General features: G+C 62.3%; 21 protein-coding genes and 4 pseudogenes. 10 read left to right on the forward strand and 15 right to left on the reverse strand.

All coding sequences use genetic code 11. From position 1 onward, the window contains the following. A complete protein-coding gene (locus ACKWRH_RS31750) occupies positions 1 to 249 on the reverse strand; it encodes a hypothetical protein (protein WP_445216723.1) in 249 nt (82 codons plus the stop codon). A 917-nt stretch (positions 250 to 1,166) separates the two neighbouring features. Then, positions 1,167 to 2,012, reverse strand: coding sequence for a hypothetical protein (locus ACKWRH_RS31755; protein ID WP_445216724.1), 846 nt, complete (start codon positions 2,010 to 2,012; stop codon positions 1,167 to 1,169). 391 nt (positions 2,013 to 2,403) lie between these two features. Here ACKWRH_RS31755 and ACKWRH_RS31760 point away from each other — a divergent pair, with 391 nt between their 5' ends. Further along, entirely contained in the window at positions 2,404 to 2,589 is a 186-nt protein-coding gene (locus ACKWRH_RS31760) for a hypothetical protein (RefSeq protein WP_014493715.1), read from the forward strand. 57 nt (positions 2,590 to 2,646) lie between these two features. Here the strand turns inward: ACKWRH_RS31760 and ACKWRH_RS31765 are convergent, their stop codons facing one another. Then, positions 2,647 to 2,841, reverse strand: a complete 195-nt coding sequence (locus ACKWRH_RS31765) for a DUF3606 domain-containing protein (protein ID WP_445216725.1) — start codon at positions 2,839 to 2,841, stop codon at positions 2,647 to 2,649. 833 nt (positions 2,842 to 3,674) lie between these two features. Here ACKWRH_RS31765 and ACKWRH_RS31770 point away from each other — a divergent pair. Next, the gene (locus tag ACKWRH_RS31770; protein WP_445222504.1) at positions 3,675 to 4,919 is read left to right on the forward strand and encodes an NRAMP family divalent metal transporter; all 1,245 of its coding nucleotides are present in this window, start codon (positions 3,675 to 3,677) and stop codon (positions 4,917 to 4,919) included. Positions 4,920 to 5,040: 121 nt separating this feature from the next. Further along, positions 5,041 to 6,075, forward strand: a complete 1,035-nt coding sequence (locus tag ACKWRH_RS31775) for an IS110 family transposase (protein ID WP_445216185.1) — start codon at positions 5,041 to 5,043, stop codon at positions 6,073 to 6,075. 525 nt (positions 6,076 to 6,600) lie between these two features. Here the strand turns inward: ACKWRH_RS31775 and ACKWRH_RS31780 are convergent. The 6 genes and pseudogenes from ACKWRH_RS31780 to rocF form a co-directional block, all read right to left on the reverse strand. Beyond that, positions 6,601 to 7,635, reverse strand: coding sequence for an IS110 family transposase (locus ACKWRH_RS31780; protein ID WP_445216184.1), 1,035 nt, complete (start codon positions 7,633 to 7,635; stop codon positions 6,601 to 6,603). Positions 7,636 to 8,396: 761 nt separating this feature from the next. Continuing rightward, positions 8,397 to 8,486 (reverse strand): annotated as a pseudogene (locus ACKWRH_RS31785) (DUF1127 domain-containing protein); the annotation flags it as partial. A gap of 177 nt (positions 8,487 to 8,663) precedes the next feature. Beyond that, the gene (locus tag ACKWRH_RS31790) at positions 8,664 to 8,948 is read right to left on the reverse strand and encodes a hypothetical protein (protein ID WP_445216726.1); all 285 of its coding nucleotides are present in this window, start codon (positions 8,946 to 8,948) and stop codon (positions 8,664 to 8,666) included. Positions 8,949 to 9,061: 113 nt separating this feature from the next. Further along, on the reverse strand, positions 9,062 to 9,604 hold the full coding sequence (locus tag ACKWRH_RS31795; protein WP_445216727.1) for a c-type cytochrome: 543 nt from the start codon (positions 9,602 to 9,604) through the stop codon (positions 9,062 to 9,064). After that, positions 9,591 to 10,862, reverse strand: a complete 1,272-nt coding sequence (gene soxC, locus ACKWRH_RS31800; protein WP_445216728.1) for a sulfite dehydrogenase — start codon at positions 10,860 to 10,862, stop codon at positions 9,591 to 9,593. Before soxC ends, ACKWRH_RS31795 begins: the two co-directional genes overlap by 14 nt. A gap of 160 nt (positions 10,863 to 11,022) precedes the next feature. Next, positions 11,023 to 12,000 carry an arginase gene (gene rocF, locus ACKWRH_RS31805; RefSeq protein ID WP_445216729.1) on the reverse strand — a complete coding sequence of 326 codons (978 nt, stop codon included), beginning with the start codon at positions 11,998 to 12,000 and terminating at the stop codon, positions 11,023 to 11,025. Positions 12,001 to 12,276: 276 nt separating this feature from the next. Here rocF and ACKWRH_RS31810 point away from each other — a divergent pair, with 276 nt between their 5' ends. Next, positions 12,277 to 12,537 carry a hypothetical protein gene (locus ACKWRH_RS31810; protein WP_445216730.1) on the forward strand — a complete coding sequence of 87 codons (261 nt, stop codon included), beginning with the start codon at positions 12,277 to 12,279 and terminating at the stop codon, positions 12,535 to 12,537. Between the two features lie 27 nt (positions 12,538 to 12,564). Here ACKWRH_RS31810 and ACKWRH_RS31815 read toward each other — a convergent pair. After that, positions 12,565 to 13,631, reverse strand: a pseudogene (locus ACKWRH_RS31815) (putative bifunctional diguanylate cyclase/phosphodiesterase); the annotation flags it as partial. Between ACKWRH_RS31815 and ACKWRH_RS31820 the strand changes: the two are divergent. The 3 genes and pseudogenes from ACKWRH_RS31820 to ACKWRH_RS31830 all read left to right on the forward strand — a co-directional run. Continuing rightward, a pseudogene (locus ACKWRH_RS31820) lies at positions 13,627 to 14,397 on the forward strand (ShlB/FhaC/HecB family hemolysin secretion/activation protein); the annotation flags it as partial. The pseudogenes ACKWRH_RS31815 and ACKWRH_RS31820 sit on opposite strands and share 5 nt — an antisense overlap. Before the next feature lie 148 nt (positions 14,398 to 14,545). Continuing rightward, on the forward strand, positions 14,546 to 15,376 hold the full coding sequence (locus ACKWRH_RS31825) for an alpha/beta fold hydrolase (protein ID WP_445216731.1): 831 nt from the start codon (positions 14,546 to 14,548) through the stop codon (positions 15,374 to 15,376). Positions 15,377 to 15,454: 78 nt separating this feature from the next. Then, on the forward strand, positions 15,455 to 15,631 hold the full coding sequence (locus ACKWRH_RS31830; RefSeq protein WP_445216732.1) for a hypothetical protein: 177 nt from the start codon (positions 15,455 to 15,457) through the stop codon (positions 15,629 to 15,631). A gap of 50 nt (positions 15,632 to 15,681) precedes the next feature. Here the strand turns inward: ACKWRH_RS31830 and ACKWRH_RS31835 are convergent, their stop codons facing one another. Together ACKWRH_RS31835 and ACKWRH_RS31840 are read right to left on the reverse strand one after the other, a co-directional pair. After that, positions 15,682 to 16,023 carry a phasin gene (locus ACKWRH_RS31835; RefSeq protein WP_014493705.1) on the reverse strand — a complete coding sequence of 114 codons (342 nt, stop codon included), beginning with the start codon at positions 16,021 to 16,023 and terminating at the stop codon, positions 15,682 to 15,684. 146 nt (positions 16,024 to 16,169) lie between these two features. Then, positions 16,170 to 16,355: a hypothetical protein gene (locus ACKWRH_RS31840; protein ID WP_063982041.1), complete on the reverse strand. Its 186-nt coding sequence runs from the start codon at positions 16,353 to 16,355 to the stop codon at positions 16,170 to 16,172. Between the two features lie 688 nt (positions 16,356 to 17,043). Between ACKWRH_RS31840 and ACKWRH_RS31845 the strand changes: the two genes are divergently transcribed. Next, the gene (locus ACKWRH_RS31845) at positions 17,044 to 17,400 is read left to right on the forward strand and encodes a hypothetical protein (protein ID WP_445216733.1); all 357 of its coding nucleotides are present in this window, start codon (positions 17,044 to 17,046) and stop codon (positions 17,398 to 17,400) included. A gap of 49 nt (positions 17,401 to 17,449) precedes the next feature. Here the strand turns inward: ACKWRH_RS31845 and ACKWRH_RS31850 are convergent, their stop codons facing one another. Continuing rightward, entirely contained in the window at positions 17,450 to 18,022 is a 573-nt protein-coding gene (locus tag ACKWRH_RS31850; protein ID WP_445216734.1) for a hypothetical protein, read from the reverse strand. A 39-nt stretch (positions 18,023 to 18,061) separates the two neighbouring features. Then, positions 18,062 to 18,592 carry a GcrA family cell cycle regulator gene (locus tag ACKWRH_RS31855; protein ID WP_445216735.1) on the reverse strand — a complete coding sequence of 177 codons (531 nt, stop codon included), beginning with the start codon at positions 18,590 to 18,592 and terminating at the stop codon, positions 18,062 to 18,064. Between the two features lie 166 nt (positions 18,593 to 18,758). Between ACKWRH_RS31855 and ACKWRH_RS31860 the strand changes: the two genes are divergently transcribed. Both ACKWRH_RS31860 and ACKWRH_RS31865 read left to right on the forward strand, forming a co-directional pair. Then, positions 18,759 to 19,367, forward strand: coding sequence for a S24 family peptidase (locus tag ACKWRH_RS31860; RefSeq protein ID WP_445216736.1), 609 nt, complete (start codon positions 18,759 to 18,761; stop codon positions 19,365 to 19,367). Between the two features lie 99 nt (positions 19,368 to 19,466). Next, positions 19,467 to 19,734: pseudogene (locus ACKWRH_RS31865) on the forward strand (hypothetical protein). Between the two features lie 39 nt (positions 19,735 to 19,773). On the opposite strand, the gene ACKWRH_RS31870 reads toward ACKWRH_RS31865, so the two are convergent. Then, on the reverse strand, positions 19,774 to 20,748 hold the full coding sequence (locus ACKWRH_RS31870; protein ID WP_445216737.1) for a quinone oxidoreductase family protein: 975 nt from the start codon (positions 20,746 to 20,748) through the stop codon (positions 19,774 to 19,776). Positions 20,749 to 20,804: the final 56 nt, after the last annotated feature.

Here is a 20,804-nt window from a genome sequence, read left to right on the forward strand (position 1 = left end):
TCACTCCTCCGCAAGCTTGCGCTCGATATAGGCGTCCACCGTCTCGGCGAAGGAGCGCTGCACCCCCACCGCGGCCCCGTGCTGGTCGAGCGCGTCGCGCTGGAGCACGCGCAGGCCGCGCCCGCGGAGGTTGGCCGGCGCGGTGTTCAAATATTGATCGATGGCGCCTTTGGCGAGCGGAATGGCCCTCGGATCACCCCTTGCGATCAAGAGACGCAAGAGGCTCTGGCAATCGGCCAAACCGGGCATGGCTCAGCCTTCAGCGTTGCTGCGATTTCGGCTTCGGCCGCTTGACCGGCTGGGTATGCGTGCCGAACAGCGCCAGCAGAAACGCGACTTCTTCCTTCGAACCGACCTGGATCATGACTTGTCTCCTTTTCGCTCCGTTGGTCGAGCCGAACGAGCTCGGCGTTCAGGACAATCAGGTTTCAGCAATGTTTCAGGCGTGTTTCGTCGGGACCGAAAACGATCTCCAGACCTTTCGATGATGACGCGATGATGCCGTTCTGCCGGTGTTTATCCGACCAGCCCTAGTTCGGAAGAACGGCCCCGGCGCGGGACGGGGGGCTGGGGGCGCCGGAGCCGCCATTTCCGGCCGGCGATCGGCGGTGTGCCGGCCATAAGCCCAAATAGAGTTTGGAGCTGGAAGTTCCTAAAGGGGACCCGCAACTCCGCAGCCTCGTCTTCGCTTTCTTCCGGCCGCCCCCACCTGCCTGACCGCCTTCCTCACCGCGGATTGCCGGCAGCTCAGGACCCTGGGAAATTCACCCGGTCTGGTTCACATTTGTTATGGCAAGGATTTGTTAACCGGGAAAAGATGGCAAGCCGGGGAGCTGGTCGAGGCATTTCATTTCGGAATTATTGAAACCCGGAAAGCATGAGGGGCCGCTGCCAAAACAGCGGCCCTTTGCTTTGACCGGCAATACGAGCGGAGATCTTCACCTCGGGTTCGTCAGGCCAGTCCTAAACCCCGAGCCCATAACGGCACGTAGGTAGGAAACATGTCCTTTGACCCGATGGCCGCTGCGGTTGACTGGCTTGATGCGTCGTGAGCGCGATCCTCACCTTCAAGGCGAAAGGTCAGATAGCTTCGTTGACGTGCGGGCCTTTGAACCAGGGCGCGTACTCATAAAGGAGCAGACGTCGACATCCGCCCAGGGAACTGGTTACGAGCCGGTTGTCACGATGCAGTTGATCACAGACGGGTAATCACTTTGCTCCTGTAAGCGAATAAATTCTTTGATTGCGCGATAACACGTCGGCATCGACGCACTTCCACCCATGCTTTGGTTCGCCCAACGATCCAACATGACATGCGTCTTGACAATTTCTGCGTTCGCCGCGCGCAGGATACCGATGGAAGGCGAAGCCGTTTCAAACAGATATTTGTGGAAGCTGATCACGAAAGTATCGCTTCTCGGTAACCCGTCGCCATACGGAAGAAGGTCCACATCCCGCACAGTCTTGATATTTTTATAGAGCCACTGCGAATCGATCAACGCTTTCCCAATCCCTCTTCCCTCAACGCCAAGCGGAGCAACCCACTCGGGGCCCGGGGCTATGGAGGACCAAAAGATCACGCGATCATCACGGCGGTTCTCCATCGCCTTGAGCATGCAGAGGAATCGTTCCTTTTGCGGATCGTTCGAATGCTCCACCTCGTACTGGAGCTTCTTGAGTTTGTCGGGCCAGGGTATGGGTTTAGGTGGGGGCGGAGGCGGCACAGCGGGAAGATAGATTTTGCGCAGCTTCGGGTCAGCCCCGATGAACGCGTAATTGCGCCCCCCGTCACGGCTGTGGCGGCAACCCACGAGCTCTCGCAAATACCAATTCACCTCCTCAGGAACGTGCGTTTGGAAATTGAACTCGATCAACGCCCACGCATCCATGTGCTCGCGCGCCGCAATTTTCCACCAGTCGTCCGTATCCAGGACCGGATATTCGCGCCCGCCTTTGGGCGGCCACAAGCCGCGCTTCTGCACTGGATTAAGAGGAACTTTGATATTGACCATTCGACGCCTCCCGCACAGTCCGAACCGCAGCGCACAGCGAAAGAAATGAAGTTTCGCCGGAAACATCGGAATGGCAACACGTCGGCGACGCGCCGGGTATGATCTATCTCACATTTGTTCTGGCGCCAGCCGCTCGCGGACAATGTCACCCCTTGGCCCTTCCCGGACCTCATGGAACGTCCGCTTCTGCGCCGCTCTTCGGGAAGCGGACATCGCGGATTTATGAGCACACGCTCCAGCCGCGTTGATTCTCTGCGTCACGACATCGTTGGCCCAATAGGTCAAACTTTATCCAAATGCGGCGAAGCGGATTCGGCGGAATGAAATCTCCCCGCGCCATGCTGGGACATGTCCCTTGCGAGGGCGCATGGGCAAGCTGGAGATTCCGTCGATGTATTACGTCGCCGCCGCATTGCTGGTGCTGTCGGGACTGTTCTACTCCGCGAGCCATCACGAGCTCGGCCAGTTCGGCGCGAACGTGTGCAGCTATGGCAGCACGTTCTGCGACAACCCGGTGGTCGTCTTCACCGGCGGCGCGCTGGCCGCCGCCTGGGGCATGTTCGTCAGCATCAAGTAGCAGCACGCGCCTCGCCGCGCAGCACGCCGCAGCTCAGCGCAGGCACGATGCGCTCCGTCACGTCCTTTGCGTTGAACCGCTAATTCCCAATTCCTTGCGGACGGCCGCGGCCGAATTGCCGACCTTGTCGACGGCCTTTTGCAGCTCCTGCTTCGATACGCCGAGCGCGTGCGTCCAGTACTTGACCTCGAAGGCCTCGTGCATGTTGATCTTGCTGCGGTCCGGTTGCTCGCGCTTCGTCAGATTGTCCATTGCGTTTCCTCCCTCACGGAAGAAAAAAACGCCAACATGGACCGGCCGTTCCAAACGGCAGAGCGAGACTCACAGGGCGAGGCTCACACATCGGGGCTCACACGTCGAGGCTCAAACGTTCAGCCACAGCATGGAAGCCAGCACCGCTGAAAAGACAAACAGCCCGACAATTGCAATTCTGACAACCAGGTCGGCGGCCACGCGTGCCCCCTTTTCGTTGCAAATTCTTTGCCCGCACCGCACGCGGTCACCGCCATGGGCAAGGCAGGACCGTATCGTGACTTTGCTGCCGGGGCGGGGTGGCAACAGCCGGTCAAGCGGCAGCGCAACGTTGCGAACCCACCTTTGGTTCCTAATTTTCGGACGGCGCGAATCAGCCGATGTTAACCCTGCCGGCTGGCGGGTGCCATCGTCGAGAAAGCCAGACCGTGCTGCGCGACGGCGGACAGCCGAGCGCGTGCTGCCTGATCGCCGACGGATTCTGTGTCCAGGGACCGGCCGACCATCGGCGACATGTTCTGGCGCGCGATACGCAGGTGACCGTTTTGACGTGGGGCAAAGGAAAAGCCCGCAACCGTGACGGTGCGGGCTCGATCTCTGCGATGGTACAACTCTACAGGTGTTTTGCCCGACGTGTCAAAGCCGACGCGTCAAAGCAATGACGAGGCATTGGCGTCAGCAGACGGCAGCGCCGGCCGACGCAGGAACTTTGCGGCCGTGATCGCGCTTAAAGCACACTTCGCAATTCCGGAAGGTCAGCCCTGTCAAACCGATCGAAACAGCACGCCGCCAAGCCCGACAGCGCCGAAGATTCGGCGAAGTCCGGGCCGGGGCTGCTGAAACGGCTGGGGCCCGGCCTCATCACCGGCGCAGCCGACGACGACCCGTCGGGCATCGCCACCTATTCGCAGGCGGGCGCGCAATTCGGCTACGGGCTGCTCTGGACGGTGTTTCTGACCCTGCCGTTCATGATCGCGATTCAGCTCGTCAGCGCGCGGATCGGCCGGGTCACCGGCAAGGGGCTCGCCGCCAACGTCCTGCAGCTCGCGCCGCGCTGGATCGTGCTGGGGCTCGTCTCGCTGCTCGTCATCGCCAACACCTTCAACATCGCCGCCGACATCGCCGCGATGGCGGAGGCGCTCTCGCTGGTCATCGGCGGGCTCAATCACGAGCACGCGCTGATCTTCGCGGCGGGCTCGACCCTGCTCCAGGTGTTCGTGCCCTATCGCCGCTATTCGCCGGTGCTCAAATTCCTGACGCTGACGCTGTTCGCCTATGTCGCCACCGCCTTCACCGTGGAGATCCCGTGGAGCACCGCGCTGCTCGCCGCGGTGTGGCCGAAGGTGAATGTCAGCGCCGAGTATTTCCTGATGGTCGTCGCGGTACTCGGCACCACCATCAGCCCCTATCTCTTCTTCTGGCAGGCCTCGCAAGAGGTCGAGGAGATGAACCAGGGCAAGCGCGACAGGCCGCTGCGCGACCTTCCGAACGGGGGCGACCCCGAGATCGCGCGCATCAGGGCCGACACCATCGTCGGCATGCTGCTCTCCAACAGCATCGCCTTCTTCATCATCCTGACCACGGCGTCCGTGCTGAACGCCAATGGCATCACCAGGATCAACTCGGCAACGGAGGCCGCCGAAGCGCTGCGTCCGCTCGCCGGCGACTTCACCTTCGCGCTGTTTGCGATCGGCATCATCGGCACCGGCCTCCTGGCGATCCCGGTGCTGGCGGGCTCGGCGGCTTACGCCGTTGCGGAGATTTTCGGCTGGCGCGCCACGCTGGAGGCGAAGCCGGAAAAAGCGGTCGGCTTCTACACCATCATCGCGGCCGCAACCATCATCGGCTTCGGCCTCGGCTTCACCGGCATCGACTCGATCCACATGCTGGTATGGAGCGCGGTGCTCAACGGCATCGTTGCCGTGCCGGTCATGGCCATGATGATGCTGATCGTCTCGAGCCGTGCGATCATGGGCCGCTTCAAGGCCCGCTCATGGCTGGTCGCGCTGGGCTGGCTCGGCACCGCGATCATGGCGCTGGCCGTCCTCGCTCTGCTCGGCTCATCCGCGATCGGCTGACCAGATGCGGTAATGGGCCCGGCTCCGAGCAAGGGGTCATGATGGTGGCTGTCCCCCGATAGATGATGAAACGGGGTCACGATTTGAGTCGGCCCCAAGCATCTGGAGACGGAGGACAGCCGTGGACAATTATGCCGGAATCGACGTGTCATTGGAACTGTCGAGCGTGTGTGTTGTGGACGCCCAGGGTAAGATCCTGAGGGAAGCAAAGGTCGCAAGCGAGCCCGGCGCCTTAGTTGAGCTTTTTGAGGCGCTCGGCTTTGCAGTGAAGCGGATCGGGCTGGAGGCTGGGCCGCTGTCGCAATGGCTGCATGCGGGCCTGAGAGGTGCAGGATTCGAAACAGTTCTGCTGGAAACGCGGCACGTGAAGGCCGCGTTGTCTGCAATGACGGTTAAGACGGATCGGAAGGATGCCCGCGGGATCGCCCAGTTGATCCGGATGGGGTGGTATCGATCGGTACACGTAAAGTCGGTTGACGCGCAAGAGATCCGGGCACTCCTGATCGCACGCAAACAGCTTCTCGGGCGGCTCATCGATGTAGAACTAAGTATCCGAGGGATTTTGCGCGGCTTCGGTCTGAAGGTTGGTCCGGTGACGCGAAGGAATTTCGAAGCGCGGATTCGAGAGCTGGTTGCGGGCCAGGCGACATTGGAGCGCATTGCCGATGCGATGCTTTCGGCGCGATCGACCCTGAAGGCAGAATACGGAAGGCTACACAAGGCTGTGCTGGCAGCTGTGCGTGACGATGCGGTCTGTCGCCGGCTGATGACAGTGCCAGGCGTTGGTCCCCTAGTGGCTATTACCTACAAATCGGCGATTGATGATCCTAAGCGCATTGCAAAGTCAAAGGCAGCAGGCGCGCTGTTCGGGCTCACACCAAAGAAATATCAATCGGGAGAAAAGGACGTCACGGGCGGAATCACGCTGGCCGGCGATGAGACGGTGCGGACGGTCTTGTATGAAGCCGCCAACGTTCTGCTATCGCGTATCACACGGTTCTCGAAACTCAAGCGCTGGGGGATGGACGTCGCCAAACGGCGAGGCTCGAAGCGCGCAAAAGTCGCCCTGGCACGTAAGCTCGCAGTGATCTTGCATCGGATCTGGGTCGACGGCACAACTTACCGATGGGCTGAAGCGGGGCCGATAGCGGCATAGAACAGGCGGAGGAAATTAAGAACGCAACCGGGCTGAACTGAAGCCCAATGCCCGAAGTCCCGTCGCCGGGACGGTGGATCCGGTGAAGCCGTTACACGCCCAGTGGCCGTCGTCTGACGAACCACGCGTATCTAGATAGGCTCACCGCTCCCTCTGACAGCATGATGTGGCGGCCAGGCGTCGACCACGGACAGAAGCATGAGCTCGGCGGCGTGACGTTCACTCGGGAGGCTTGACATCATCGGGCCCATTACAGAAGGGCGTGTACTCATCTGTGGACGCCCCGCCAGATGCAAGCGGTTTTTGAGGAAGATTGGCACGTAGTCGGATGCTGCCATCTGTCCGGCCTCTGATGCAGCGATGGAGCTGCGGGCCTGTATGGGAGTTCGCGGACCGGAACCAAATCATAAATGCGTGCTCTAGGCACGATGAGTACATCTGGTTCTTCCGGCCCCGTCTCGCCGACTGTTGCACCATACCCTCCTTCGACCGACTACACCTCTGACGACCTCAGGCCCACCAAGATCACGCCTTGGCTGCGACCGGAGCCCTGTAATTTTCCTGCTTTACAAGTAGCGCCCAGACGATCCGCGCCATCTTGTTGGCGAGCGCGATGGTCACCAGCATGCGCGGTTTGCGAGCCAGCATCTGTTCGAGCCACGAACCCCTTGGCGCGCCGCGTTTGCTTGCCTGTTGCACGACCGCGCTGCTGCCGATGATGAGGAGGCGCCTGAGCGTGCGTTCGCCCATCTTGGATGTCGCACCGAGCTTCTGCTTGCCGCCTGTCGATCTTTGAAGAGGCGTGAGACCCAACCAAGCGGCGAAGTCACGGCCTTTGGCAAAGGTCTCGGCCGGCGGTGCTAGAGCGGCGATCGCGGTGGCGGAGATTGGGCCAATGCCGGGAACGGTCATTAGCCGGCGCGATACTTCGTCCTCGCGAGCACGTCGCGCGATTTCCTGGTCGAGGTCCGCGACCTTGCCATTGAGGTCGGTCAGCAGGTCCAACATCAATCGGAACATGGCGTGGGCCGCTTTGGGGAGCGAGCTGGCCATCTCTTCTTCCTCGATCAGGTCGGTAAGCATCGTCACGTGCGACGGCCCCTTAGGTGCGACCCATCCATATTCAGTGAGGTGTCCCCGGATCGCGTTGATGAGCTGCGTTCGCTGCCGCACTAACAGGTCACGGGTCCGAAACACCAGACCCGCCGCCTGTTGCTGTTCGCTCTTCACGGCCACGAACCGCATGCTCGGCCGCTGCGCTGCTTCGCAGATCGCCTCGGCATCGATCGCGTCATTCTTTTGACGCTTCACAAACGGCTTTACGTAGGCGGGAGGGATCAGCCGAACTTCATGGCCAAGCTGGGCGAGCTGCCGGGCCCAGTGATGGGCTCCGCCACATGCCTCCAGAGCTACCGTGCAACTCGCCTGGGCTGCAAAGAAATCCAGCAGCTTTCCTCGGCTGATCCGTTTGCTGAATATAGCGCGTCCTTCCCCGTCCGCGCCATGAACGTGGAAAACATGCTTGGCGATATCTAGACCGATTATGCTAACCTCTGCCACGGACGCCTCCCTTAAGTGGTGCCAACACCTCCACTTTGGCACATCGATGCCGTCGGCGGGGCGTCCACCCCATCATAAATGGCGGGATGGGAAGTCTGCTTCCGGGAGCACAGCAGACCAATTGTGCTCAACGTGAGTTCTTCGGATTTTGATCCAGACCGGACCACCCGTTCGCCGCGCAGGCATTGGGCTTAGGCTCGACCGGTCCTCGCGCTAGTTTGAAGGACCTCGTGTTGCCAGACAGAGCGGTCATCCCCATCGTATAGTGATCAGAAACCGCCAGCCACGAAAAGACCAGACTACTGGCGATTGCCGCGCTTGCGCCGCGTGCTTGGGCGGAAGGGCGCAGTTACGGGTGCCAGGGCGAGCCCCTGGTACGGTATGGTAATCATCCCTCGACCATGGCCGATGAGTGCCGGTCATGTCAGTCCAGTGGATTATCGAAGAGCTGATCTATGGCCAAAAGCATTCTTGTCATCGTTGCTATTCTCGCAATTTCTACTTCTGGCGCTTTGGCCGCACAGAGGATCCATCATGGCCGCGCGTCGCCTGCGCCGTCACTGAGCGAGGGGTCGAGGGGGCTGAGCCCATATGCTGTGGGCCCAGGTAATTCCAACCGCGACCTGTACATCAAGAACCTGCGCGACTCCGGGTATAATCCGGAGAACGACTTCAACAGGTTCGGGAACGTGCAGGCAGCACCTTATGGGGGCGGCTAAACCTCGAATCCCCTTAACCCGGTATCGGCGCGGCTGCCGTCGCTAGGCCCGCCAAAACGGCTTTTCGAGTTCGTGCGCGATGTCGCTCCGAGAGACGCCGATATCGTGCAGGTCGGGCTCGGTCCAGCGTGCGAGCTCCCGGCGATCGCGATAACGCTGCCGCCAGAGATGAAGGGTCTCGCCAACGCTGGCCCAAACCTCGTTGAGATCTGCGACGCCAAGATCTACGACGCCAAGATCTACGACGCCAAGATCTGAGACGCGATGACGAAGGCCGCGAGCACGGCCGGCACGCTGATGAAAATCGTATTACGGCGTCACGGGATTGACGGTCGGAGATGTCTTCGGCCCCGGCCGCTCCGGCTCGACCGGCGACTTCGGTGCGGTGGGAAGCACCTTGGCGCCGGCGGCATGTGCGGCCTCGCCCGTCGTTGCATACATCGCAACATGAGCCGGCTGCGTCTTGGCGCGGTTCCACGGCCCGTGATCGACGATCACCATCGCAGCAATCGTCAAGCCGGCCACGATCAGCGCAATCACGCCGGGATGGCGAAGCGCCGAGGACATGGAGTTTGCGAAACGATCTGTTGCCATCGAACGACCCGTGCTGTTTCCTCTCGCGGGTTAACTCAAACGCATCCTGCGAGTTCCACCTTTCGCTTAAGCAAGTTCCGAGCCACTGCGCGGAACTGATCGTCCCGATACGATCACTTTTTCACGTCGGGGCGCGCGTCGCCGACGAAGCTGTCCCGGTTCGGCATTTTGACAGCCGAAAGCGATTTGGCATCGAGTGTCGCATCGGTTCCCACCAGCCCGTTCAGGTTCAGGGCATAGGCGGACACCGCATAGACGTCCTCGTCGCTCAGCGACTGCGGCGCGTTCTGCGGCATGGCGCGGCGGATATAATCGAACAGCGTCGGTGCATAGGGCCAATAGCTGCCGACGGTGCGGATCGGCCTGGCCGTCCCGATCGTGCCCTGCCCACCGGCGAGCCGGTCACCCAGGCCACCCTCGCCTTTATCGCCATGGCAGGAAGCACATTGCTGGGCGAACACCTCGCGCCCATGGCTGACCGAACCGCCGCCCTTCGGCAGATTGCTGCCGTCACGTCCGACATCGATATTCCAGCCCGCGATCTCCGCAGCCGTCGCAGCGCGACCGATGCCATAAGGGCTTTGCGCCTGTGCTTCGCTCGCGAAGGCACCCAGCGCGATTGCGACGGCGACGCCGCAGCTCTCACGCCAACGCATTGGTCACCTCGCCGTCGGCCGCGATGCGCCAGGGCCAGATCGCGTTGTTGTGGTAGAAATAGTTCTCGCCGCGCACCGCGAGCAGCTCGGCCAGCGTCGGCTGCACATAGCCGGTCTCGTCGACGGCTCGGCTCTGGATCACGGCCGGCTTGCCGTCCCATTGCCAAGGCAGGCGGAAGCGCGTGAGGGCGCGCGTCAACACCGGCTCCTGCAATCGCGCCTCCTGCCAGCTCTTGCCGTCATCGACCGACACCTCGACACGTTTGATCTTGCCATGTCCGCTCCAGGCGATGCCGGTGATCTCGTGGAAGCCAGGCGCGCTCAGGCGATGACCGCCCGAGGGACGCGTAATGATCGACTTCGCTTCCATGTAGAAGGAAAATTCGCGCGCCGTGCCGTCAGGCAAGAGATCGGTGTATTTCGAGGTCTCTTCGCGCGAATAAGTGGGCTCCGCGGTCACGTGCAGGCGGCGCAGCCACTTCACGCTCATATTGCCTTCGAAGCCCGGCAGGAACAGCCGCACGGGATAGCCCTGCTGCGGACGCAACCGCTCGCCGTTCTGGCTGTAGACCAGAAGGGCATCCTCGAGGCATTTCTCGATCGGAATACTGCGCGTCAGCGCGGCGGCGTCAGCGCCTTCGGCGACGACCCATTTGGCGTCCGGTTTCAATCCGGCCTCCTGGAGCACGAGCTTCAGGCTCACACCGGTCCATTCGGCGCAACTCACCAGACCCACGAGGTCCGACGCCGTCTTGCCATAGGGCTTGGTGTAACCAGGATTGCCGGAGCATTCGAGGAAGTGGATGCGCGACTCCGACGGGAAGCGCCTGAGATCGTCCATCGTGAAGATCAGGGGCCGTTCGACGAGGCCGTGCAGCATCAACCGATGCTGCGCCGGATCGATGGTCGGAACACCGCCATGATGCCGCTCGTAGAACAGTCCATTCGGCGTGATGATGCCGTCGAGCTCCTGCAATGGCGTCCGGCTGGAGGCCGATATGTACTGCTTGAGAGTCTTCGAGATGTTCTTGACGACATCCTTCTCGAACGGTGACGGGGCGCCATAGGGCTGGGCTCCCATCGGCTCGCCCGGCGCCTTCATCCATTCGGGAATGTTGGGCGGAAGATTGTCCGTCTCCGCCGCGGCCGACGCACCAGCGCCCAGAACGGCGCCGCCCGCCACCGCGGTGCCGCCTTGCAGGAAGCGACGGCGTGTTGTTCTCGCGGATTTTCCGGCGGCGTCGATCGTGCTGCTCATTGCGGATCCTCGGCTGAAGCGCGACCCGCATCAAACCCTCCGCGAAGGGCGTTTGCAATCCGTACCTATTTCAAAAACAGGCGATTTAGACCAGGACTGGTCTAGATCAACCGGCCGCAACAGCCATTCCGTTCTTCGCGACGCAAGACAGCTATCAGTTTCACTCGCCCGGTGCGATCGCGTTACTCGGCGTCGGGCGGTCGGTGATCTGTTGTCCGAACAGGCTGCCGATCAGCTCGACCGCAGTGCGCGCGGTGCGACCGCGCTCGTCCAGGAACGGGTTGAGCTCGACGATGTCGACCGATCCGACCACGCCGGAATCATGAAGCAGCTCCATGATCAGATGCGCCTCGCGATAGGTCGCTCCGCCCGGCACCGTGGTGCCGACTCCCGGCGCAACACACGGATCGAGGAAATCGACATCGAAGCTGACATGGAGCACGCCATCGCTCGCCTTGACGCGCTCGATGACGCGCCGGATCAGCACAGCGACGCCGAACTCGTCGATCTGGCGCATGTCGACAACCCTGATCCGGCGCGTGCGCATCAATTCCCTTTCGAGCTTATCGATCGAACGCGCGCCGAACAGGTCCAGCCTGTCGGGATCGATCGAGGCGCGCGGATCATCGCCGAGCAATCCGTCGAGGCCGGGCTCGCCACACAAGAACGCCGCCGACATGCCGTGCATGTTGGCGGTGATCGTCGTCTCGGGCGTGTTGTAATCGGCATGGGCGTCGAGCCAGAGCACGAACAGCTCGCGTCCGCACTCCTGCCAGTGGCGCGCCATGGCATTCACCGAACCCATCGACAATGTGTGATCGCCGCCGAGGAAGATCGGCAACGCCCCGGTCTGCGCGATCTCATGGCCTCTGCGGCTCAGCAGACGCGTCCAACGCTGGATTTCGCGATAGTGATTGGCTTTTTCGGGTGGCCTGTCGGCGAGGTCCCTGACCTCGGCCACGGAGAGATCGCCGTAGTCGACGACTTCCAAATCAAGGCCTTCGAGCAATGGCGCAAGGCCGGCGGTGCGCAGCGCTGCGGGGCCCATCAAGGTGCCGCGCTGCGAAGCTCCCATGTCGATGGGCGCGCCGAGCAAGGCGATGCGCCGGCCTTGATCCGTCATGATCCGATCGGTCACGGCAGTCTCCTGACATCCACACGGTCGTGGCAGCCTAGCAGAGATTCGTACCCGTCGTTTCACGGGTATTTCCCGGTGAAAAGACGCCGCGAGAGACGCCGTCCGGAACAAAATCCCGCGCGCCGCATTTCCCTTGCAAGGCCGGCACCCGCCGTACATTACGGCGCCTGTCGCGGATAGCCAAAGGTCTTCGGACCCGCTGTTCAAAACGAGCGCTCGCGCGGATAGCCAAAGGTGCCGGCCTGATTCACTTCGTCAGAAGCGGAGTTTACGAATTTGAGCACCGAAATTCCGCAGCCCCCGTCCCAGCCCGGCATGGCCGAGCGCGCCATCGACGCGGCGGCCGACGTCTCCCACACGATCGGTGAGGTCGCGGGAGGCTTGCGCGCCGCTGTCGACCGCTTGACGCATGTCATCGACGATGCTCGAAAGCCGGGTAAACCGCTCTCGACGGTCGCCGCAATCACACGTGAAGCGCCGCTCGCGAGCCTGTTCGTCGCCTTCCTGTTCGGGGTTGCCATCGCCCGCCGGCGTTAGCAATGAAGCCCGCGTGACGTTAGTCAGCTAGGCCGCGGTGACGGATCGGGGCCGCGGCAGGAATTGCCGTTCGAACGCCTCGGCAGGCATCGGGCGGCCGAAGAAATATCCCTGACCTTCCTCGCATCCCATGCTGATCAGGAAGTCGGCCGTGGCACGGTTCTCGATGCCTTCCGCCACGACAGTGAGCCCGAGCTGCTTGCTGAGACCGATGGTCGAGCCGACGATCGCGGCGTCGTCGGAATCGGCGAGCAGGTCAAGCACGAACGACCGGTCAATCTTGAGCCCATCGAGCGGAAACTTCTTCAGATAGCTCAGGCTCGCATAGCCCGTGCCGAAATCGTCGAACAGAACGCGGACGCCAAGCTGCTGGATCCGCTCGAACATGTCGAGCACGCGGCTTTCGTCATGCAGCAGGATATCCTCCGTGACTTCGAGCTCGAGCAGCGACGGCGTGAGCGCCGTCTCCGCGAGCAGCGCCGCAACGGAATGCGCGAGGTCGCCGGAGTCGAGCTGCGACGGCGAGAGGTTGATCGCGACGCGCACGCTGTTTCCGGACAATTCCCAGGCTCGCGCCTGCCGACAGGCGGTCTCCATCACCCAGTTCGCGATATCCGCTCGGACAGGGACGAGGTGTTGACCACCGGCATGAATTCCCCGGGCGAGACATAGCCGCGCACGGGATGCCGCCAACGGATGAGCGCTTCGGCTCCGAGCAGGCTGCCGTCGACCAGCCGAACCTGTGGCTGGTAGAACAGTTCGAACTCGCCGCGATCCGCGGCGAGCGCCAGTTCGCTCTCCAGCGTCAGCCGGTTCTCCAGCTCCTGCCTGATCGCACTCTCGAAGATCACGTGGCTGCCGCGCCGCGTCATCTTTGCTTTGCTCAGCGCCAGATGACCATTGCCGAGAAGATCGTCGGCGTTGTGCCCACCTTCCGGATAGACGGCGACGCCGATGCTGATCCTGACGCGATGTTGGCGCGCGCCCGTTGCGAGCGGCGCTTCGAACGCGCGCGCGATCCGCTCGGCAAACGCGACAATCGGCTCGCCAGCCTCCGTACAATCAAGCGCGATGGCGAACTCGTCGCCGTTCGAGCTGCGCGCAAGCACCGTGCCCTTCATGTCGCAATCATCGGCGTTGACGCTGACCTTGGCCGGGACCTTCAGCAACGTGTCCGAGCACGATGTTTACGGCCCCTGGTACAACGACCACATCAGGACCGCGAGCCTGACCGCCGATTACCGGCTCCAGGATCGCTTCGGCGGCACCAATTTCGCGACGCTGACTTACCGCCAGGGTCTCGACATCTTCGGTGCCTCGCATTTCGACGACGATCTGCTGTCGCGCGACGGCGCCGCGTCGAACTTCTCGGTGCTGAACCTCTGGTTCACGCGCTACCAGCCCCTCAACGACGCCTGGTCGCTCAAGCTGTCCGCCGCCAGCCAGACGGCATCGCGGCCGCTGTTCATTTCGCAGCAATTCTATCTCGGCGGCACGGCTTTCGGCCGGGGCTATGGCGCGGCCGAGATCAGCGGCGACAACGGTCTTGCCGGCTCGCTCGAGCTGCGCTTCGACCAGAAGCTCAATTTCCGCTACTGGACCGGCTATCAGCTCTACGCCTTTGGCGACGCTGGCGCAGTCTGGAACGACGGCTACCGCCTCAGCGACGGCCTGTCGCTGACATCGGCCGGAGCCGGCGTGCGGTTCTTTCTGCCGGATGATCTTCAAGCCGATCTCGGCGTAGCCGTCCCCTTGAGCTACCGGGCTCCAGACAACGAGCGCCGCAGCCTACGCTTGCTGTTCACCCTCTCGAGCGCATTCCGGCTCTGCCCCGAACGCGGCAGGGGCGGCTGCCTCTAGCTGCCGCGCTCTGAGCACACCCGGCATGCGGCCCTTTTGCGGCCTTGCTCACAGACTTGCCTAAATTTAATCCCGTAACCTGCTCACGATCGCTCGATCCGGGGGCTTCCAGTGACCATTTTCAGTCGAAAGTGATTGGGACGGAACCATGAAGAGGGTGCTTGCAATCCTGGCTTTTCTCTGCGTGCTCGGCGTCGGCCAGTATTTCGTGGTCAGCCGGTTCGCGATCCGACACGAGGTTCTGACCCTGTTCGATGCCGCGCGCCAACGGCCGATCTCGGTCGAAATCGCGGTGCGGCGCGACTACGAGACCAAAGCCAATCTCGGGCTCTGGAAGCTCCCGCTCGCCCTCATCAGCAATGGCAACACCGTCAAGGCGACCGAGTATTCCTTCCTCGCCAACGTGCTCGCGGCGCGCGGTTATCTCGTTGCCAGCATCCAGCAGGACCTGCCGAGCGATCCGCCGTTGATGACCCATGTCGGTCAGCAATATGTCGGGCGGCGCGAGGTCTATATCCGCTGCGAGGCCAACATCCTTTTCACCCTGGCCGAACTGAAGCGACGGCAGGAAAACACCGACTACGACCACATCACCCTCGTCGGCCATTCCAACGGTGGCGACGTCTCGATGTATGTCGCCCATCAGCACCCGGAGATCGTGTCAAAGGTGATCACGCTCGACAATCTGCGGGTGCCCTTCGTGCTCAGCGACAACCTGAAGATCTTGTCGTTCCGCTCCAAGGATCCGCATTTCCAGACCGACCCGGGCGTGCTGCCGACGCCTGAAGAGGCCAAAGCGCGCGGCATCGACATCGTCCACACCGGTGCTCAGCACACCGAGATGAGCGATCGCGGTCCCGATGCGGTCAAGGAGAAGATCCAGGCGACACTCGACCGCTTCCTGCGTGACAGTGCCAGCAGCTCGCTCGCGCCGGCTGACACCAGAAGCCCGATGATCATGAACCCCGGCGACTACTAGCCGGGCCCCCTTTGCGGCAGATCAAGGCAGCTCCAGGCTGGCGACGATACGAAGGGTCTCACCATCCCGGAGAGGCACGTGTCGCACTCCATCGAAAGCCTCGATACGAAACGTCTCGATACGGCAGGCCTTGGCCTGCCAGCTGCGAGGATACCGGCATTCGCGCGGCATCTCTATCGTGCAACCCGCAAGCTGCTGCGGTCGATCATCGCCCGCATCGATCTCTCGCAATTTCCAGGATCGTGCTGCGGCTGAGCGCGGCATCACGCAGGATCAATTTGCGGGCACGCGGCGCACACCGGAACTCAGGACTTTCCCTTGCCGGGCTGCATGAAACTGCCGGTCATCTGGCGCATGTGGTCGCCGGCGCTGGTGAACTGGCTGCGCAGGAAGTCGGACTGGATTCGCATCGCTTCCTGAAGGTCGGTGGCATGCACGAGCTTGCGCGCGTGCTCGAACGCCGACTTCATGTTCTGCTCAGTGAACGCGAGCGCCTGCTTGGACACTTCGGTCCCCGCTCCGGGAACCGACGTCATCGACTTGGTGGCAGCTTCGAAAAACATGCCGAATGCCTGTTCCGCCTGGTCGATCGTCTTTTCGGCCAGGTCGCGCAGTTCGGCCGGGACTTCGAGCTTCGGTTCGATCATGGTCATACTCCTCCCCGTTTTTCCCAACTGAATACCACACTTGCCGGACCGCATTCCAGCGGCAGCCTGGGCGACAAACGTCGCCCGGCGGTCCGCTCCGGCAGGAAAACGAAGGACGAGGCGTAAGGCCGGCCCGCGGCCCGGGGTCAGGACAGGGGGTGCTCGGGGAGGGTTTCTTCGGTGCCGAGGTCTTCGACCAGCTTGATGACCTCGAAACGCTGTCGAGGCCCGAGCTTCAGGAACGCGCGAAGCAGGCGCAGGCTTTCAACGGTGCTGCTTGCAGGCGCGCCGAGCTTAAGGTGCAATTCAGCCGCGAAATTGAGGTTTTTCATCTCGCACCTATGACAAGCATCGGCCCTCGTGATCAGACGTCGAGGTCTCGCTCGAGAACCGAACACCATGACCGGACGCCATGGTGACCCTGAGATCTCGGACGGGGCACCCGGTAGTTTAACACGCTGAACCACATATCCATACGGACTGGCTCAACCGAACAGGTTGCAATTATGTCAAGAAACAACCCTTCCGGCAAGCCCAACCGTCACCGTAGGGATGCTCCGTCCGCATCGCACCACGGCAATTCCGGATAACAGGAATATGCACCGTCGTCACCCACCTGCGTCAAGAAGCGGCATCACTCACGCACACGGCCTCGATCGCTGTCAATCGGTGCAGCGTTTCGCCGTGTTTCCGGTGTGAACGAGGCCAGATTAAAGTTTCGTCACGTATACACGTAATTGTTGAGTCCGACCTCGGCGGTTGTATCGTCGGCGAAATGAACGTCGGGCCGCGCAGCCGGCCTGCAGCGTCTTGATCCGTCCGCCAGTGAAGCCCCCTTGAGCTGTCCGGCTTGGACGCGGTTCCCCGGACCAGGGTTCATCGGTCCGAAGATGTCTCCGCCAATGAACCGTCGTTCAAGGTTGAACGACCAAGCGGTTGCGAAGCGGCCACGCAGACCACGGGCGCCATGGCTGACGGACTTCTCGTTTCGGGCGCGCCTCAGCACCAAAGGACGACAGCATGCTTTCCCGCTGCGATCTCATCAAGGGCGGCGCGGTCGCGCTTCTCACTTTCTCGATACAAGGCGCATGGGCGCAGGAGACCAGGATGAATCTGTTCAAGATCGTCACCATCAAGGACGAAATCGTCGTCGGATTGTCGGCGGCGGAGCTCCAGGCGCTCGGCGGCAACGATGCGAGCGCGGTTGCGCACGCGCTGGCGCAGAAGGGCGATCTCACGGTCTGGCAGTACAACGTGCATCGCGGCCCGAACGGCGAATTGCAACAGGCGCCGACCGCGAAGATCGGGCTCTTGGCCAACGCGTCTCTCCGTGTCGAGCCCTACACGACGCCTTACCAGATCGTGCCGCATCCGTAACAAGCGGCCCGGGCGCGCCTGCGGCGAGATCGCAGGCGCACCACTACTCTCAACGCTGCCTGGCGCGCTGAACCCCGCCTTCCGTCGCAAAGCCGTAGATCAGCGCCAGCCGGTCCAGGCATTCGCGAAAGCGCCGTGCGAAATAGTCGTTCCAGCGCTGCGCACGGACAGCGCGCCGCTCCCCGATCTGATCCATGGTCAGCCCCAGCACCAGGACGTCGTGCACCAGCGCGGCGCCGTCGGTACCGAGTTCGCGCTCGACCCGGTTGAGGCGCAGCACAGCCTGGCGCTGGTCCTCGGTGACGGGCTCGCGCGAGCGCGTGCCATCGACATATTCGCGCGTCGGGTCTACCGCCTGGGGCCCGCGCTCCGCCCTCTCCCAGTCGTTCTGGAAGGCGCGCCCGCCGCGATACTGCGCCTCGTCGATCTGGTGATGCGCGTGCAACCGGCCGAGCGGATCGCCGCGGATCGAGCGGACGGCGACGATCTTCTCGCCGGCATCGAGCGCCAGCGGATTGTCGACCTCGACCTCCGCCACCTCTGCATTGAACGGCACCTCGCGCGATCGCCGATCGTAGATTCCAGTCAATCTGTAGGACTTGTTGCGTCGTGCACCTGCCACTCGGATACTCCTCGCAAAATTGAACGAATAGCGGTCCCGTCAGGCGGCGGAGATCAGCCTCAGGACGACGGGACCGGCGGCGCGAACGGACGCAGCCTCAGACCTTCGCGTCAGGCGGGCATGCGGCGTGCAATAGCTGGAGCCCGGCTGGCGCGGATGGCCGCAGAAGGCGATCCGCTCCTCCTCCTTGTCGCCGCCATAGGGATAGCGGCAATCGTCGCGCCCGAGTTCGCCCAGCGCGACCAGGCGGGGCTGGACGCCGACACAGCGCAACTTGACCCGCGCGGGTTTCATTGCGGATTTCGGTGGCAAGTTCAGGTTCGGTACCGCCGGACGGGGCGGCCCGATGAGACAGGTTCCTGACGGCAAGGACGGCACGATCGATGGACTCATCATCCGCGCCGGTGCCGCGAGTCCCAGCCGCTTGGCGCGGCCGGCCACCGCATTGCGTGTGTAAGCCGTTCCAAACCTTCCGTTTATCTGTCTTCCGATCTCCGCATAAGACATTCCCTTGAGAAAATAGTCGCGAAGCGCGTCGGAGTGCTCCGACGGCCAATGACCCGGTTCCATGCTGCTGTCCTGTGATGCGACTCCTCCGATCGCTCGATCGCGAGGCGGATCCTACATCCCGGTATTCCGAAGCAACTGTCAAGCGACAATTCTGATATTCATAATTGCATCAATTCCGAATTTCGGATTACAAGAGGCCGAACGATGGGCAATCGAGGGAATCACCATGTTGGACGTTGCAATGATCGAGCGGGGCCTGGAGAAGACGGGCAAGAGCAAGGGCGGCCTGGCGGCGGCCATGGGCGTGCGGCCCGGCGCGGTGTCGGAGATCCTGGGCGGCGAGCGCTTGGTGAAGGCGTCCGAAATCATTCCGATCATGGAATATCTTGAGCTCAATCTCGCGCCGATCATGGGCCGTGTCGGGGCCGGCGCGGTGATCGAGCCCGATTATGAACAGGTTCCCCCGGAAGGCCTCGGCGATATCGCGCTGCCGTTCCCGATCATGGAAGAGACCGTCGCCTTCGAGATCGTCGGCGATTCGATGCTGCCCAAATACGAGAGCGGCGACGTGATCGTGGTCTACAAGGACCAGCGCCATCCGCTGTCGAGCTTCTACGGCGAAGAGGCCGTGGTCCGACTCAAGACCGGCGAGCGCTATTTGAAGACCATCGAGCGGGGCAAGTCGCCCTCCGTCGTCAACCTCACCAGCTTCAACGCCAAGCCGATCGTCGGCGTCAAGCTCGAGTGGTTCGGCGAGATCTGCCTGTCCATGCCCAAGGGCCAGCTCGAGCGGCTGCGCGCCAAGTCGGCACGCCCTCGCAAGAAGAGCAAATAGGCGCCGACTTCCGATTTTTGGAAATCATCCTTGACTTAATTCTGTTTTTCGGAAATACTCTGCCGCGCTCCCGGTTACGGGGCGCGGCAGGATCGTTTCATGCAGTATTTCGTCGTGATGATCGACTATGGGCGGCACGGACGCGAGGCGGTCGTCGATCACAAGGCGCGAGGTCATCTCCCGCGTCGCTTCGGGTGAATACCGAAACATCTCGTTCATCCACGAAATCGCGGAGAATGCGGTGGCGGACGTGACCGAGGCGATCCTGACCGAGGCCGCCCTCCCCCAGGTTCCGCCTGAAGAAGTCGACCTCCAGGCCATCCGCCTCGATCACGCCCGCGACCAGCGCAAGCATGAGAAGACGTGACGCAGGTCCAAACGGCCTGCGTCACTGTCCGGCCGGCGATCACACCGTGAGGACGGTCGAGCCCGTAGTCTTGCGCGCGGCGAGATCGGCATGCGCCTTGGCGGCGTCCTTCAACGGATAGGTCTGGTGCACCTCGATCTTGACTGCGCCAGACTTCACGACGTCGAACAGCTCGTTCGCCATCGCGACCAGGGCCTCGCGCTTGGCAGCGTAGGTGAACAGCGTCGGACGGGTGACGTAGAGCGAGCCCTTCTGCGCGAGCAGGCCGAGATTGAGCGGCTCGACAGCACCGGAGGACGCACCGAACAGCGCGGCAACACCGAGCGGCGCAAGACAATCCAGCGACTTCAGGAACGTGTCCTTGCCGACGGAATCATAGACCACCGGCACCTTCTTGCCGCCCGTGATCTCGTCGACGCGCTTCACGAAATCCTCGCGCGTGTAGATGATCACATGATCGCAGCCATGTGCCGTGGCGAGCTTTGCCTTCTCGTCGCTGCTGACGGTGCCGATCACCGTCGCGCCGAGATGTTTTGCCCACTGGCTCAAGATGAGACCAACGCCGCCGGCCGCGGCATGGAGCAGGATGGTGTCGCCGGCCTTCACGCGATAGGTCTGCCGGATCAGATATTGGGTGGTGAGCCCCTTCAGCATCATAGCCGCCGCGGTCTTGTCGTCGACGCCGTCGGGCAGCTTCAACAGCCGGTCGGCCGGGATCAACCGCGCCTCGGAATAGGCACCGAGCGGCGAGGCGCCATAGGCGACGCGATCGCCCGGCTTCAGATCGGTGACACCAGAGCCGACTTCCTCGACGATTCCGGCCGCCTCGCTGCCAAGACCACTCGGCAATTGTGCCGGATACACGCCGGAGCGATTGTAGATGTCGACGAAGTTGAGACCGACGGCAGTGTGACGGATGCGCGCCTCGCCAGGTCCGGGCTTGCCGACACTGACCTCCTCCCAGACCAGGACTTCAGGACCGCCGGTCTTGTGAAAGCGAATGGCATGCGTCATGGGCGTTGCTCCCTTATTGTTGCAGTGAAGGTCCGTGGAAAACGGATCGGCCAGTG

This window comes from Bradyrhizobium sp. Pa8, from assembly GCF_052588265.1.

Coding starts and splice junctions, on each gene's coding strand:
- ACKWRH_RS31750 (WP_445216723.1), bottom strand. CDS start 249: ATGCCCGGTTTGGCCGATTGCCAGAGCCTCTTGCGTCTCTTGATCGCA.
- ACKWRH_RS31755 (WP_445216724.1), bottom strand. CDS start 2,012: ATGGTCAATATCAAAGTTCCTCTTAATCCAGTGCAGAAGCGCGGCTTG.
- ACKWRH_RS31760 (WP_014493715.1), top strand. CDS start 2,404: ATGTATTACGTCGCCGCCGCATTGCTGGTGCTGTCGGGACTGTTCTAC.
- ACKWRH_RS31765 (WP_445216725.1), bottom strand. CDS start 2,841: ATGGACAATCTGACGAAGCGCGAGCAACCGGACCGCAGCAAGATCAAC.
- ACKWRH_RS31790 (WP_445216726.1), bottom strand. CDS start 8,948: ATGGCAACAGATCGTTTCGCAAACTCCATGTCCTCGGCGCTTCGCCAT.
- ACKWRH_RS31795 (WP_445216727.1), bottom strand. CDS start 9,604: ATGCGTTGGCGTGAGAGCTGCGGCGTCGCCGTCGCAATCGCGCTGGGT.
- soxC (WP_445216728.1), bottom strand. CDS start 10,862: ATGAGCAGCACGATCGACGCCGCCGGAAAATCCGCGAGAACAACACGC.
- ACKWRH_RS31825 (WP_445216731.1), top strand. CDS start 14,546: ATGAAGAGGGTGCTTGCAATCCTGGCTTTTCTCTGCGTGCTCGGCGTC.
- ACKWRH_RS31835 (WP_014493705.1), bottom strand. CDS start 16,023: ATGATCGAACCGAAGCTCGAAGTCCCGGCCGAACTGCGCGACCTGGCC.
- ACKWRH_RS31840 (WP_063982041.1), bottom strand. CDS start 16,355: ATGAAAAACCTCAATTTCGCGGCTGAATTGCACCTTAAGCTCGGCGCG.
- ACKWRH_RS31845 (WP_445216733.1), top strand. CDS start 17,044: ATGCTTTCCCGCTGCGATCTCATCAAGGGCGGCGCGGTCGCGCTTCTC.
- ACKWRH_RS31855 (WP_445216735.1), bottom strand. CDS start 18,592: ATGGAACCGGGTCATTGGCCGTCGGAGCACTCCGACGCGCTTCGCGAC.
- ACKWRH_RS31860 (WP_445216736.1), top strand. CDS start 18,759: ATGTTGGACGTTGCAATGATCGAGCGGGGCCTGGAGAAGACGGGCAAG.
- ACKWRH_RS31870 (WP_445216737.1), bottom strand. CDS start 20,748: ATGACGCATGCCATTCGCTTTCACAAGACCGGCGGTCCTGAAGTCCTG.